Annotated in this window: 12 protein-coding genes and 1 pseudogene; 5 read left to right on the top strand and 8 right to left on the bottom strand. The window is 68.0% G+C overall.

The genetic code is table 11. The annotated features are described in order from the left end of the window. Positions 1-13: 13 nt before the first annotated feature. Together KUM44_RS15595 and KUM44_RS15590 are read left to right on the top strand one after the other, a co-directional pair. A pseudogene (locus KUM44_RS15595) lies at positions 14-190 on the top strand (GNAT family N-acetyltransferase); the annotation flags it as partial. Between the two features lie 237 nt (positions 191-427). Further along, positions 428-622, top strand: coding sequence for a hypothetical protein (locus KUM44_RS15590; protein ID WP_217208476.1), 195 nt, complete (start codon positions 428-430; stop codon positions 620-622). A gap of 192 nt (positions 623-814) precedes the next feature. Here KUM44_RS15590 and KUM44_RS15585 read toward each other — a convergent pair whose 3' ends face one another. The 8 genes from KUM44_RS15585 to eccB form a co-directional block, all read right to left on the bottom strand. Beyond that, positions 815-1,285 (bottom strand): hypothetical protein, encoded by a 471-nt coding sequence (locus KUM44_RS15585; protein ID WP_254389573.1) that lies wholly within the window; start codon positions 1,283-1,285, stop codon positions 815-817. Between the two features lie 1,069 nt (positions 1,286-2,354). After that, positions 2,355-3,710, bottom strand: coding sequence for a type VII secretion-associated serine protease mycosin (gene mycP / locus KUM44_RS15580; RefSeq protein WP_254389572.1), 1,356 nt, complete (start codon positions 3,708-3,710; stop codon positions 2,355-2,357). An 87-nt stretch (positions 3,711-3,797) separates the two neighbouring features. Then, the gene (locus KUM44_RS15575; RefSeq protein ID WP_217208474.1) at positions 3,798-5,363 is read right to left on the bottom strand and encodes a hypothetical protein; all 1,566 of its coding nucleotides are present in this window, start codon (positions 5,361-5,363) and stop codon (positions 3,798-3,800) included. Between the two features lie 36 nt (positions 5,364-5,399). Further along, positions 5,400-5,768, bottom strand: coding sequence for a hypothetical protein (locus KUM44_RS15570; protein WP_217208473.1), 369 nt, complete (start codon positions 5,766-5,768; stop codon positions 5,400-5,402). Between the two features lie 55 nt (positions 5,769-5,823). Beyond that, positions 5,824-7,230 (bottom strand): type VII secretion-associated serine protease mycosin, encoded by a 1,407-nt coding sequence (gene mycP, locus KUM44_RS15565; RefSeq protein WP_217208472.1) that lies wholly within the window; start codon positions 7,228-7,230, stop codon positions 5,824-5,826. 233 nt (positions 7,231-7,463) lie between these two features. Next, complete coding sequence (locus KUM44_RS15560) at positions 7,464-7,754, bottom strand: WXG100 family type VII secretion target (RefSeq protein ID WP_217208471.1); 291 nt, start codon at positions 7,752-7,754, stop codon at positions 7,464-7,466. A gap of 105 nt (positions 7,755-7,859) precedes the next feature. After that, positions 7,860-8,171 (bottom strand): WXG100 family type VII secretion target, encoded by a 312-nt coding sequence (locus KUM44_RS15555; protein WP_048584643.1) that lies wholly within the window; start codon positions 8,169-8,171, stop codon positions 7,860-7,862. A gap of 219 nt (positions 8,172-8,390) precedes the next feature. Continuing rightward, complete coding sequence (gene eccB, locus KUM44_RS15550; RefSeq protein ID WP_217208470.1) at positions 8,391-9,971, bottom strand: type VII secretion protein EccB; 1,581 nt, start codon at positions 9,969-9,971, stop codon at positions 8,391-8,393. 442 nt (positions 9,972-10,413) lie between these two features. Here eccB and eccE point away from each other — a divergent pair, with 442 nt between their 5' ends. The 3 genes from eccE to KUM44_RS15535 all read left to right on the top strand — a co-directional run. Further along, positions 10,414-11,739 carry a type VII secretion protein EccE gene (gene eccE, locus KUM44_RS15545; protein ID WP_217208469.1) on the top strand — a complete coding sequence of 442 codons (1,326 nt, stop codon included), beginning with the start codon at positions 10,414-10,416 and terminating at the stop codon, positions 11,737-11,739. Then, positions 11,739-12,581 carry a hypothetical protein gene (locus KUM44_RS15540; RefSeq protein ID WP_217208468.1) on the top strand — a complete coding sequence of 281 codons (843 nt, stop codon included), beginning with the start codon at positions 11,739-11,741 and terminating at the stop codon, positions 12,579-12,581. Before eccE ends, KUM44_RS15540 begins: the two co-directional genes overlap by 1 nt. 324 nt (positions 12,582-12,905) lie before the next feature. Continuing rightward, positions 12,906-14,250, top strand: a 1,345-nt coding sequence (locus tag KUM44_RS15535; RefSeq protein WP_308402621.1) for an SCO5717 family growth-regulating ATPase, incomplete at its 3' end; no start/stop codon positions are given.

The raw sequence follows: 14,250 nt of genomic DNA, 5'->3' as shown, positions 1-14,250 counted from the left end.
CGAGAAGTGTGGGATCGGTGCACTGCTGATCGGCCAAGCCGTGGAGGAAGCACGACGGAGTGGCCTGCATCCGGTGCTCGACGTCGTGGCATCCGACACCGCCGCGGCAGCCTTGTATGAGCGGCTGCGCTGGGAGCTGATGGCCACGGTCGAGCAACGATGGAGCCCGTGTCAGCTTGCGGGCGAACGCAGCTGCCGGCAGGCCTTGCCTCGGCGATGCACCGCTCAAGTTCGAAGACCCATGAGGACGTCGCCGAGCTGGCGACCTGTCGGCACGGACGATGGACCGCACCAATACTCAGTACGTGGGGGGGCAAAGGTTCTCTGATGCGGCACGGCTGGAGCAGCGGCTGGAGGACATCACTGCGGAGCGCCACCGTCAGATGCCTCAGCGGATCGGACAGGACGCGGAGGCGGTCGCCGAGGTGTGCGCAGTACGCAGGGATGTGCCGCGCGGGCGAACGCGGCTGCCACCGATCAGAAGGGGGCGGACGAGGTGCTGCATCTGGCGCCGGTCGGCTGGTATGCCGCCTGGTTGCTGTCCCGGGTGTCGGGGAAGGTCGACATGGACCGTGACGCCATCGCTGCGCGGTTCGCGGTGTTGGGGAGGAGGTGCCGATGAAGCGGTACCCGGACCGGGTGCGGGTAGAGACACGCGAGGATTCGAGGTGCGTCTGAAGCGGGAGACCGCGAAGGCGGCGAAGGGGCTGCGCAGGCGTCCCGTGGCCGCATAATTCCCCCGCAGAAAACACGAGAGCCCCCGTCCTCCTGGTCGCGGAGGCGGGGGCACTGCGGTGTGCGAGGTCTGGCAGCGTCAGGTCTGGCACTGCGAGGTCGCCGCGCTGGACCAGTTCGACCAGGCGCCCCCCGCCGGCCTCACGTGGACGCGGATCGTGATTTTGACGGGACCACAGAGGCGGGTGCTGGTGGCGATGGCGATCGGGCCGACCGTGGAACGCCGCTGCACGATGGTCCGGCCGCTGCCCATTTTCATCCAGTCGTCACCGTCCCCCTGCACGTGGAGGTACGCCTCGTACTCGACCCATGAAGCGTGGGAGCGAGAGTTGGTGAGGAGGGCGTGGGCGGTGATGTCGCGCCACCAGATTTCCCCGTCCTTCCAGCGTTCGGCGGAAATACAGCCCCGGGTGCCGATGTTCTGCGTCGAGACCCCGCCGCCGCAGGCGACGGCAGCGGCGTGGGCCTGGGCGGGGAAGGCGAGCTCGGCCACGGCGGCTGCCGCACCGAGGGCTCCCGTACGCTTCATGGTCCGGGCAGTTTTCGTCAAGGGGGAACCGTATCCGCTCGTTCAGTCGCCCGCCCCGGTATCGGCACAGTCACGGTCTGGTCCTGGACGTCTTCGACCACGGTGGCACCGACCAGGCCGAGACCGAGCAGGTTAGCGGCGACGAGCAGTAACGCGCCAGCCGCTTCTGTGCACCCCGACAAGGTGGGGCTGGAGCCGGACCGGATCGCCCCCGCGCCACGAGAGATCGAGCCGGAACCCACGCCGCGTAGGAAACTGCGCTGGTCAATCCTCGGTCGCTGATCCCGATACCCGCGTATTTCTCGTCTGTTCGTGCTGCACACCGGGATCGCCTGGGTATACCTGCCGCTGGAACTCGGCTTCGGATCCGACAGCGAGTGACCGCACCACAAGAAATGGACCAGAGCCGCTACTCACGTACACAGCCAGAGTCTTTACTGCCCTTGGTATGGAGGCGGCTGTTGGGCGTAAGGGTTGGGGTGCTGCGGAGGCTGTCCTGAAGGCGTGGCATATCCCTGGTTGGGAGCTGCATTGGGGTACCCCTGATTGGGAGTCGCCAGGTACTGCTGCTGAGGCGGGTAGGCCACGTTCTGGGGGTGCGCTCCGACGCCAGGGCTGATCGGGCCGGCACCGGAGTTGCGACGGCTTCGCAGTACAGCGAAAACCACGACGGCGCCAATTATGGCTCCAAGGCCGACTACGCCAACCACAAGGACAACGAGACCCATTAAGCAGGCTCCCTTCTCGTTCTTGGCTTCTAGGTCACTTCAGAATCTCGGCTAGGACGAGACAGAGCAGCAGGGTCGTGGCATGAGTCCCCGCGCCCCACCTCTTCAGAACTCGATTGCCGTCGCGGTACCCACGCAACATCATCAAGAGACCCGCATACGTGCTGATCATATTGAGCGCTGTCAGCCACCAAAGCGAGCCAGCCATGATCGACGCAACGAAGAGCAGCCAAGGGAACAGAATTCCAAGCCGATCAAGATGGTGGTGAAGTGGTTTGCTGTGCGTGCCGTCATCTCATCGACAGCGGACTGGGAATTCAGGTTCCGTAGTTTCGATCACAGGCTCTCCGTTGGAGTTGCCCCTACTGCCCTTGGTGCGGGGGCTGTTGGGTGTAGGGGTTGGGGTGCTGCGGAGACTGCCCCGGAGGCATGGGGTAACCCTGGTTGGGAGCCGTGTTGGGGTACTGCTGATATCCCGTCGGAGGCTGGGGCGGGTATCCCGTGCCGTGGGGAGGAGTTCCGCCGCCGGAGCCGGGGCCGCCGTTACCGCCGTTTCGGCGGCTGCGGATGACTGCAAAGAGGATGCCGATGACGACCACGGCGCCTGCGATGCCAGCGATGAGAAGGATGCTGCCCGAGGAGGACTTCTTCTTTTTCTTGGCGGCCTGGCTCGTGCTGTCGTTGTCGTCGGAGGCGGCGCCGGAATTCGTGGACGTTGACGGCGAGGACTGGGCGAGGGGGCCTTGCTTGGGGCCCTTGGGGATGTCGTTCGTCAGTGCCGCGTATGGGCGGATGATGCCGTAGCCGTACTCATCGTCAGGTGTCTTCTTGACATCGTGGTCGAGGAACGTCGCTGACTTGATCAGGCGGTTGATGACCTGACCTGCCGAGAGGTCAGGGTATTTGGCGCGGACGAGGGCTGCGGTGGCGGAGACATAGGCGGTTGCGTCTGAGGTGCCATCGGCTTGTGCGTAGCCATTTGAATGACTTGTGTCCGCTCGGACGATGTTCACGCCTGGAGCAACTAGTGTCACTCCCGGCCCATAATTGGAGCTGTCCCAAATCTTCAAAGACTCGTCAATTGCTCCTACGGCCACCACTCCAGGTAGCTTCGCAGGATAGGGCAGATGCTTGGCTCCGTCATTTCCTGTGCCTGCTACAACAACGACGTCGTGTTGCTGGGCATACTTGATCGCTTGACCACCCTCAGAATCAGGATGAGCGAGAGAATCAACAAATGACATATTGATTACGTCTGCACCCTGATCAACTGCGTATCGTACTCCTTCTGCCCACTGATCGTCATTGAACTCGTCACCATCTTCTGAAGCCTTGATCGGAAGGATCTTGGCCTTCGGCGCCAAGCCAATCACGCCTGAAGCATTGTTCGCCCCATGTCCGTGACCAGCGATGAGACTTGCCATACCGGTGCCATGCCCGTCGATGTCATCCTGGGCATCACCGCCTCCGGTGACATCTTTGCCTTTCAATACCTGTCCGGTCAGATCGGGAAGACTACCGTCCACCCCGCTGTCAACGACGGCAACTGTCACACCCTGCCCCTGTGACTCTGACCAGACTTTATTGAAGTCCATGACGTCAATCACCCACTGCTTGTCGCGGACGTAGTCCGCAGAGGCGGTGGCGGCCGATGTGAGGAGCAAGGCTCCTGTCAAAGCCACGACTCCTGTCGTGGACCAGAATCGCTTGACACCCAATTCCTTGCTCCTCACTCAACTATGACTGGTTCCGCCAGTCTTCATGCAGCGAGCCGCACGTATTCTCCGTGCGGCTCGCTAGTGTGCCTACTCGATGGTGCGCGGCACGTTCCGGTTACGGTCCTCTTCCGAAATCCAGGTCTCTTCGTCCTCGACAAGGTAGTCGGGACGGTCGCCCTGGCTGTTCTCCTCAGACCGTCGACCGTTACGACCGCCCATGCCGCCGGCCATTCCGCCTGCTACGGCGCCGCGCTGAGTTCCGCCCCGGCTGCCGTGCAAGCCCGCGCCGCCGCCGGCGCCCTTGCCCGTGACACCCTTGGCTGCGCCGACCACGCCGCCACGAGACTTCGCGAGGGCTCCGCGACCGCCTGCACCGGAGCCGCCTCGTCCGGCCGCGCCAGCTCCGGCGCCACCCATGCCGCCCATGCCGGCTCGGCCTCCGGCGCCGCGGCCTGCTGCCGCGCCGCCGCCAGCCAGACCTCCGCGACCGCCCGTGGCTCCGATGCCGCCCCGTGCGGCAGCGCCTCGCCCAAGACCGGACACTCCGCCAGGAGCGACGGCACCTGGACCCTGAGTTCCTCCAGTACCGAGGCCACCGCTACCGCCGTTGACACCGGCAGGGCCAGTGCTCGGGCCAGTCCCCGTCAGGCCCGGGGAGAGGCTGTCCACCTTCGTTCGGGCTGCCGGGAGCTGAGAGCCTCCCGTGATACCTGCATCTCGGGGCACCCCAGGAGCCGGCTTGATGCTGGCGGTGGAACCTGCGCTCCACGGCTTGTTGCCCGAACGAGCCGTGCCGGGCCCTCCCCCTGAAGCACTGGGCATTGTGATCGGAGGAGGCATCGTCACGTTGTTGCTCGGCGGCGTAACGCCCTTTTCGTTTTCGTCGATTTTCCCGGCATTCTTGAGGTTCTGCCCATAGACCTTGTAGTTGGCCGCCAGCTGCTCCATCACCGCCATGGCCTGCAGGCGGCGCTCCATCCCCAGCGACAAGTTCTTCTCGTTCGCCTCGGCAACGGTGCCGGCGCTGACGCCCGCAGCCAGATCCTTGTGCGCCTGGGAGTCATCGCGATTGGCGTTGTCATTCATCTTGTCGCCCGCGCTCTCCAGCTTGGACGGTTCGTGAATGTCTGCCATCTTGGCCTTGGCGGCGTCAAGGTCCTTGCTGATCGCAAAAAGCTGCTCCGCCGTGAAGTTGGCGTGTGCAGACCCGTTTCGGATCTGGACCGCGATTTCATCCGCCCGACGCTTGAAGGCTTGAGCCGCTTCGCCTTCCCAGTGCTCGAGGACGGTATCGACTGCGCTCTTCAACATGCCCGCGACGCTGTCCTTCGCGGAAACCTGGTCCACACCGCCGCTCGCGCCATCACCGTCGCCACCGGACAGGATGTTGTGGACCATTTTCCAGTGGGTTCCAACCTCCGAAATCTTTCCGGGTTGGGAATCCATGATCATCTTGCGCAGGCCGTTGACCGAGTACTCAACGAACGGCGTCTTTCCGTTCTCGGTCGCACGGTTGTAGGGCACGCTGTTACGCGAGACCTTGTCGGACTCAATGAGGCGATCATGATTGTTCTGCTGCTCTGTCGTCCTAGCCTTGGCCTGGTTTTCCTGGACCTGGTTGTTGGCTTGGAAGTCTTGCGGGCTATCGGCCATGCTCTTTTCCCCTCGTCAGTGCTTTCCGGAACCCCACTAGCTCCTCGTAGCCAACTGGCCCTTGGTAGATCCGCCCGAGTCGCCCCCGACGCTCTTCTTGACCTCGGCCTCTTCGTTGTTGTACCTGTCCCGGACCTTCGAGGTCTTCGTACTGAAGTCGTCGATCAGCTCATGGAGCGTCTTGATGATGTCCTCGATCTTGGTCTTCATTTCGGTCGAAGCCGCGTGGAGATTCTTGGCCTCCTGGAACACAACTTCTCCACCAGTCTGACCGAAGGCGTGTTCCGGAATTGCCGTGTCGTACCTCGACGTGGTGCCGGCCTTGTCCATGTCGTCCAGCAACCGCCAGAGCTTCCGGATGACCTCATCCAGCTCGCTCAGATCAACCCGCATCCCGTTACTCATACCCCGTTGTCCTCTCCCCTGTTCCTCAAGTTGTCAGCACCCACCAGGTGCCCAATCATCGCCCAACCCGACCGACGGACGGCCCGTTAGACCCAGCCGAACCGGTCGGCGCAGGCCGCCCAGCCCGACCAGCCTGCCCACCAGCCGCACCTCGCCGACTACGCCAGTCCCGCACAGCAACCCCACTCCCCGCAACCACAAGCGCAAGAGCGAACCCCGTGCCCAACACATAGATAGCTACCCGGCGTTCGCGCTCCGCCTCGCTCTCCCCCATGGTCACAGCCATCGGGACGACGCGGCTCCCCCCGCCGGCCGCAACCAGCGGATCCGGCTTCGGGGACTCGCCCGGCTCCGTCTCCTCCGACAGCGCGGCGACCGGGTCGACGACGCCCCAGCCGATGAAGGGGTTGGCCTCGCGGCCGGGGCGTTGGGCGGTTTCCTCGATGCGGGTGGCGATCTTTGCGGCGTTCCACTCCGGGTACTTCTGCTTCAGCAGGGCCGCGACGCCCGCGACGTACGGCGCCGCGAAGCTCGTGCCGTCGGCGGTGCACTGGCCGCCGCGGGGGACCGTGGAGACCATGCTGACGCCGGGTGCCGCGACGTCGACGAAGTCGCCCGCCTGTGAGAAGGGGGCACGTTCGTCGTTGCGGTCGGAGGCTGCCACCGCCAGGACGCCGTCGTAGGCGGCGGGGTAGGTCCTCGCGAACTTGCCGTCGGCTCCGTCGTTGCCGGCGGCGGCGATGATGAGGGCGCCCTTGCTCACGGCGCGCTCCACGGCAGCGCGCAGCGTGTCGTCGTCCTGCTTGTTCTGGGTGTCCGACGAGATGTTGATGATCTTCGCGCCGTCGGCGACCGCGTCCCCGATCGCGTCGGCCATGGTCCCCGCGTTGCCCTGGCCCTTCTCTCCCTCCCCACCGGTGTAGCGGTAGGACAGGATGTCCGCGTCCTTGGCGATGCCGACGAAGCCGGTGCCCTTGATCGGGCGGGCGGCGATGATGCCCGCCACCCGGGTGCCGTGCCCCTCGAGGTCCTGGGTGCCGGAGCCGCCGACGTAGGACCTTCCGCCTGACACGGCAGCGGTCAACTGCTTGTTGCTCTTGTCGACACCGGTGTCGATCACCGCGACCTTGACGTCCTTGCCCGTCGCCTGTTCCCACAGCTGGTTCAGGAGGATCCGCTGCAGCGACCAGGGCGTGGACTTGATGACGTCCCCGCCGAAGACGCATTCCGAGCTGTCGGCCAGGCCGAAGCGGGCGCTGCGGGAGTCACCGGAGGCGGACGGCGCTGCCAGCGCTGCCGGCGGCGCCGCCGCGAGGCAGATCCCCGTCACCGCGAGCACGCCGAAAGCCCGCTGCAGTGCGCGGGTTCCACCGCCTCGTCCGGCGCGGTCACGCGAGCGGGCCGTAATGTCCGCCACGTTCAGGCCCACCACCTTCAGGCCCACCACGTTCAGGCCCCTCATCTCTTCAGGCCCCCAGGGCTTCCTTGCTTCCTTCGAAGCTGGGTCATGTGCGTGTCGCGGGTGTTGCGACGCGTGTGAATGTTTGCGGAATTTGCTGTGCACATCCCCGTAGGGCGTGCTTGCCGTTCCGTAGAAGCTGTGGAGGCCCCCGAAGCAGAGGACGGCCCAGCGGACGCTGTGGCGTCGGCTGGGCCGAATCTCTTCATCTCAAGCCCCTTGGGCCGCCGACGGGCTCAGCCCCAGGTCGCGGAGTTGCTCTTCTCCGTGGCCTGGTAGTTCTCGGCCGCGCTCTGGAGCGCCGTCGAGATCTTCAGCAGGGTGGCGTGCAGGTCAGCGGCGGTCTTGTCCCACTCGCGCTGCTTGCGCTGGTAGCCCTCCTGCGCCTCACCCTCCCAGGTGCTGGCGACGCGCTTGACCGCGGCCTCGAGGTCGTCGAGCTGCTGCTTGATGCGGCCGGCGGTGGACTTCACGTCCGTGGACGCGTTGGTGATCGTTGCGTAATTGACGAGGATCGACATCGTCATTCCCTTTCAGGATGAAATCGAAGGAAGTCGGTGGTGATCAGAGGGATCTGAAGGGGTCCGGGGCCCGGAAGGACCGAAGCTCTTCAGGCAGCCGGTACGGCTGGATCAGCCGAAGTCCGACATGATCTTGCTGATCTCGGCGTTCTGCTGCTCTTCCGACGCGGAGTAGTTGCTCCGCGTGGAGTCCACGGCTTCCTTGATGTCGTTGAGGATGTCGCTCATCCTCTTCGCATCCTGGTTCCAACGATCCTGCAGCTGGCGGTAGGACTGGGCCGCCTGGCCCTTCCAGCCACCGGCGATCTGGTCGATCACTCCGTTGAGACGGCGGATCTCGCCCTGCAGCTGACCGTTCACGGTGTTGATGTCGCCCGAGAGCTTGGTGAGTTCGTCCTCTGTTACCCGGAACTGGCCGGCCATGATGAACCTTCCCCCATGTCGTCGTTGATCCGGGAAACCTGCACCGGTGCCCGGACGAGTGCTTCGCACGCTTGAGCGCTGCAAACACTCTATCGTCAGCCTGTCACTCAACCACAGGCAAGACCAATCAGTTACACGGCTCACACACTTGAGCGATCATCCTGTGACTCTCGCTCCGTCTTACTCTCAAGTGCGTGCGCTCGTACGTCTGTTGACAGGTCACTGACTCTGTTCCTGCGCCGCGCTGCCGGTGTCCAGAGTGGGGCCCTTCGGGATGAACGCCGCCCACGACTGCGGCACGATCGCGGGCCTCGACACGTCCTCGTAGCCAAGCCGCGTGCGCGCCTTGTCCGTTTCGCTGGCGTCACCGCCCGAGGAGTCCGAAGCGCCCGAGGACGAGTCGCTCCCGCTCCCCTTCGCCGCGCTGTCGTTGCTCCGCGGCAGCGAGTAGCGCAGGCCCGTGTCCGTCAGCAGGTACTGCGCACCGCCACCGCCCGCCGCACCGGTGATCTCCGTGAAGAGGAGACCCGAACCGGAGGACACGTAGGCGCTCAGCGAGTCGGCGACGATCCTCTTCGGGTACGCCGTCCCGGCCCAGGCCGCGAGCTGCGGCTTGTTGTCCTGGCCGATGGTGCCGCCGTAGACGCTGCACGAGGTGGTGCGGGCCTCGGCGGTCGCCGAGGCAGGGGAGTTGGCCTGCTTCGGAACCGTCTCGAACCAGCCCTTGTCCTTGTAGAAGGGCTCCGCGACGCCGCCGTTGGCATCGATGACCTGCGGCGTCGAGAGCTTGATGTCGGCGCTCTCGTCCTGGCTCCATGCCGCCCTGACCAGGCCGGCGACGAAGGGCGTGATGGCGGCGACCTTGTCCTTGAGGACGATGTAGTACTGCGTGATCTGCGCGTCCTGCGCCTTGATCACCCGGCCAACCGTCGCGTCGGCGGGGAGCCCCTGGACCTGGGTCGCGGCGCCGGCCCCCGGGACGGTCGGGAAGGTGATCATCCCGCCGTCGTTGAGGGTGCTCAGCCATTCCGAGCTCACCAGCTGCGGTTCGGATCCCGCGGCCGTGGTACCGATGGCGGCGGCGCGCAGCTTCTCCATGGTGGTCTTCTCCAGCGACGGGCTGCCCAGTTGGAACCTGGTGCCCTTGCTGTCGACCAGGTAGTCCACCTGGGTCCTGGAGTCGCGGACGTACAGCGCCTCGCGCGGGTCCACCTTCCCCGCGTTGTTGAGGTCCTTGGCGTCGTCGGCGTTGAGGACGAACACGGCGCGGTCGATCGCGCTGGCCGCGCCCTCCACCGGGCGCTCGCACACCGCCCAGGTCTTCGGCTTCTGCGCGTCCTCCTTGGAGGGCAGCCGGTCGGGGGCGTAGGGAATGCCGATGGTGGCCCCGTGCCGGATCCCGCTCTTGTCGATCTCCTTGCCGGGGACCTCCAGGACGCTGCCCTTGCCCTTGTCGAGCAGCAGCTTGGCGGAGGCGTAGTTGAGGACCGGGTGGAGGACCTTCTCCACCTTGCCGTCCTTCGGGTCCGGGTCGAGGACCACGTACCGCGTCGTCGAGTCGCTGTCGACGATGATGTGCTCGCCCGGGGTGTCCCAGCCCTTGGGCGCCGTGGGCTTGATCACGCCCCAGGCGATGAACCCTATGACCAGCACGAGACCCACACCGAGGCTGGGCATCACCGTACGGATGGGACGCGGGGCGCCTTCCTCCGAGCCGCCCGGCGACGGCGCCAGGAACGCCGCGACGGTGCGCTTGCGAGCGAACGTGTAGGCGGCGAGCTCATCCCGACGCTTTGCCATGGTCCCCGTGTCTCCCGTTTGTGATGCTCGATCGTGTTGCGTGATGCGATGTCCGACCGCGACCGTGATGGCCGGCATTGTCCGGGCCGGCCGGACTCGGCAGGCCGGCGCCTCGGGCCGGCTCCGTCACGCAGGCCCCTACTATGCCTTGCGCCGCCGGGCGACGATCCATCAGGTGGGCGGCCGCCCCCGCATCTTCACAGAGCTTCACCACAGCGCTCCACCATGCGGGGTCGGTCCATGACAGGCTGACCACCTGGGTTTTGGGTGTCCCCTGTGTCGCCCGGTGTTCCGCAGCGGGTACCGTGAGCCACCCGCATGGATGTTGAGGGCCATCGGTGCCCCTGGCCCGTCGCCGGGATCTCGGACCTCTGGACCTCTCGGACACAGAGGATCCGGCCCGGCCCACGGCCACTACTTCGCGAAAGGGATGTCCCGGGGGATGACCAGCGCTACGAGCACTCGGCGCGGACGCCGCGCACAGCAGCAACAGGGAGGCCCGGGCGGCGGCAGACGTGCGTCGGCCACTGCGGCCGCCCCCGCCGCCGCGTCGCCGCGCACGCTGCCCCGCCCGGGCGGTCTGGGTCCGGTACGGCTCCAGCAACTCATCCTGGTGGAGCTCGCGGCCGCGGTCATGCTGGCCGCCTGGGCCGCCGACCAGTCCTGGCTGCTGGTCCCGGCCGCTGTCGTCGCCGCGCTGCTGCTGCTCCTGGCGGTGCTGCGCCGCGGCCGCCGTCCGCTGCCCGAGTGGTACGAGACCTCGCGCGCGCTGAGGCAGCGCCGACGGGACGCCAAGCAGCCCGTTCCGCCCGGGACGGACGCGATGATGGCACCGGTCGTGGAGTGCGACCCGGCCCTGCGGACGTACTCCTTCGTCTCCCGTGACGACCGCTCGATCGGCATGATCGGCGACGGCTCCTTCCTGACCGCCGTCCTCTTCGTCCAGCCCGGAGACCAGCCGCTGCGTCCCGCGGCCGCCGACCGGCAGCTGCCGTTGCGGCTGATCCAGGACGCCCTTGAGGTCGACGGGATCCGTCTCGCCTCCGTCCAGGTCGTGCAGCACACCCAGCCGGCGCCCGCGCCGCATCTGCCGTCGCAGTCGCTGGCCGCGCGGTCGTACGGCCCCTTGCAGGCGCAGGCCGGTTCTCCCGCGCTCCGCCTCACCTGGGTCGCCCTCAAGCTCGACCCGGAGCTGTGCCCGGAGGCGGTCAAGGCGCGCGGGGACGGCGTTCCCGGTGCGCAGCGCGCCCTGCTGCGGGTGGCGGACCAGCTGGCCAGCCGCCTGGCCGGGGCTGGTTTCAAGGCGACCATCCTGGACGAGACCGAGCTGGTGCAGGCGCTGGCGACGTCCAGCTGTCTGAACACGCGCGCCAACGCGCAGCACTCCCAGGACGGGCGGACGCCGCAGCGCCGTACGGTCGAGGCGGTCCGCACCTGGCGGGTCGACGACCGGTGGCACACGACGTACTGGGTGTCCCGTTGGCCGCAGTTGGGCAGCGGCGGCGTGGCGCTGCCCGAGCTGGTGACGCGGTTCACCTCGCTGCCCGTGCTCGCCACGACGTTCAGCATGACCCTGAGCAAGGCCGGCAACCGGGGTGTCGCCCTCACCGGGCACGTCCGGGTCACCGCCCGCGGTGACAGTGAACTCGGCCAGGTGGGGCGCGAGTTGGAGCGGGCCGCGAGTGCCGCGAAGGTCGGCCTGGTCCGTCTCGACCGGGAGCAGGTCCCCGGAGCCCTCGCCACTCTGCCGCTCGGAGGTACGTACTGATGTCCCACCCCGCATCGACCATGCCTCCGGGGCAGGGCCGGGCCCCCGGGCGCACGCCGGCTCACGTGGCCTCGCCCACCGACACCGGCATGATCCCCATCATCGGCCGGCAGCCGGAGGCACCGCAGCAGCAACGGCGCATCTTCAGCCCGGGGTTCGGGCTGCGCGGCCCGCGCCGCAACCGCCATGTCGTCACCGTGGACGAGCTCGCGGCGATCAGCATGCCGATCGGTGACGACGGCGTACTGATCGGCACCGACCCGGAATCGCAGCCCGCCGTCCTCGGTCTGTCCCGGCCGACGGCGTTCGACGTCGTGCTCGTGGGCGGTCTGTGGCTCGCCCAGGTGCTGGCGTTGCGGGCGGCCGCGACGGGAGCGCGCGTGGGTGTCGAGACCGGTCGTCCGCAGGCCTGGCAGCAGTTGGCCCAGGCGGCGGGCGGTGGCCAGCAGTGCGTCACGGTCTATCCGGTGGGCCGGGTGCCCGCGCAGGGGCCGTCCGTGTCGAGCCCGGTCGTGCTGATCCGGGACTGCGGCATCCGCCCGCCGCGCGGCCGGGTGACGTCCGTGCCGTGGCAGGCGGTCGTGACCGTGCTGCCGTTCGTCAGCGAGCACGCGCCGCGCTGGCTGTCCCAGGCCCATTTGGTGGGGATTCAGCGCATCTCGCCCTACGAGACCGAGGCCGTACGCGACACGCTGGGGATCCCGGAGGAGCAACTCCAGCACCTGCCGACCCTTCACGACGGCGTCGCCCTGTGGTGCACTCGCAAGCATCAGAAGTTCGTCATGACCGAACCCACCGATGCGGAGACGGGGCTCCTCGGCGTAGCCCGTCGTATGGACTGACAGGTCGTCGTCCCGGGAGCGGGGCGCGAACGGGGCCTCGGCCACGTGGTGTTACGAGAGTTCGACCATGTGGCGGTACGAGGCCTTGGTCACAGGGTGTCGCGAAGGCTCGGCCGCAGGCGCTCCGTACGCACCATGAGGCCCTTCCGTCCACACACCCGGGGCTATAGCGTCCGCCCCCATGGGGGCTTTTCCGTCCCGCCATGCGAGTGATTAGGCTTCTGGTGGTGCGGTGACGATCGCAGTCGCGTGGGACTAGCCACTCGGTCCGCCCGGCCGCGACGACGACCAGCTCAGCAGCAGTGGCTGACCAGGAGGCAAGCAGTGAACAGGGATCGGTCCGAGTACAACGGCGGGAGCCCTTCCTCGGACGGGGACGATCACGAGGTGGATCTCACCGGCGAGTTCGAAATCGTCTACACACCTCCCGCCTGGTACGCCCAAAGTACGCAAAGTGGTTCCCCGTCCGGTGAGCAGCAGGACGGCGGCCGGCCCACGCCGCCCCCGCCGACCGGTTCACCCGTCGGGTCGCCCACCGGGCCCCCCGGCACCGCGCCACAGGGCCCGGGACCGCATGCTCCCCCGGCGCAGCCGCCCGTGCAGGGCGTCCCTCAGCAGCAGCCGGCACAGCCCGCGCAGGCCACCCCGCCTCAGGGCACGCCGAGCCCCGGGCAGCAGAACCCCGGCACGGGTGGCTACGGCTTCCCGCAGCAGCAGTCCGCGCCGGGCGCGCCCGCGGCCGGTGGGTACGGCTATCCCCAGCAGCCGGCGCCCCAGCAGGGCCAGGACACGTCGGGTGGCTTCGGCGTTCCCCAGCAGGGGCAGGACACGTCCGGCGGCTACGGGGTTCCCCCGCAGGGCCAGGACACCTCCGGTGGGTACGGCTACCCCCAGCAGCCGGCGCCCCAGCAGGGCCAGGACACGTCGGGTGGCTTCGGCGTTCCCCAGCAAGGCCAGGACACCTCCGGCGGCTTCGGCGTCCCGCCGCAGCACTCCCCTGCCCAGCCGCCCGCCGCCCCCCAACAGCACACGCCCGCCCAGGCGTCCGGCGCGCCGGGCGCCCCCGGCTTCCCCGTGCTGCGCCCCGTCGACCCCGACGCCCAGGCCGCCCCGTCCCCGACCGCCACCCCGGCGGCCGGGGTCCCCGCGCCGCCCGCACCCGAACAGCCCGTCCCCGCACAGCCGGTGGCGGAGCCGGAGGAAGAGCTCAACCACGCCGCCGCCGACGCCGAGGCCGCTCGGCTCTTCGGCGGTGACGACGATGACGTGGAGCCGGAGGAGGAACACAACGACGACGCGGAGTCGGCCGACTCCACCGGATCCGTTGCCGTGACGGAAGGCGCGGAAGGCGACGCGTCGGCCTCCGCCGCCCAGCCCCAGCCCCCGGCAGCCCCGGTGACGCCGGAGCCGGAGCCGGAGGGAGCGCCGGACACGCAGTCCGCGTCGGCCCCCGCCGCCCCCACCGCTCCCGCCCAGCCGCTCGCGCCCGAGGGACAGCAGCCGCAGCCCCAGTCGACCGGACAGGTCCCGCTGCCGCCCCAGGCGCAGCCCGCCGCACAGGCGCCGGAGCAGCCGCAGGCGCAGCCCCCCGTGCCGCCCCCGCCCCACCAGGGCCTCCCCCCGCTGCCCCAGGGCTTCGCGCCCGCGCACCCCGCGCAGGGGGCTCCGC

The organism is Streptomyces sp. AC550_RSS872 (assembly GCF_019049285.1).
In the GTDB taxonomy this organism is placed as follows: Bacteria; Actinomycetota; Actinomycetes; order Streptomycetales; family Streptomycetaceae; genus Streptomyces.
This window is presented reverse-complemented; position numbering and strand designations above follow the sequence as displayed.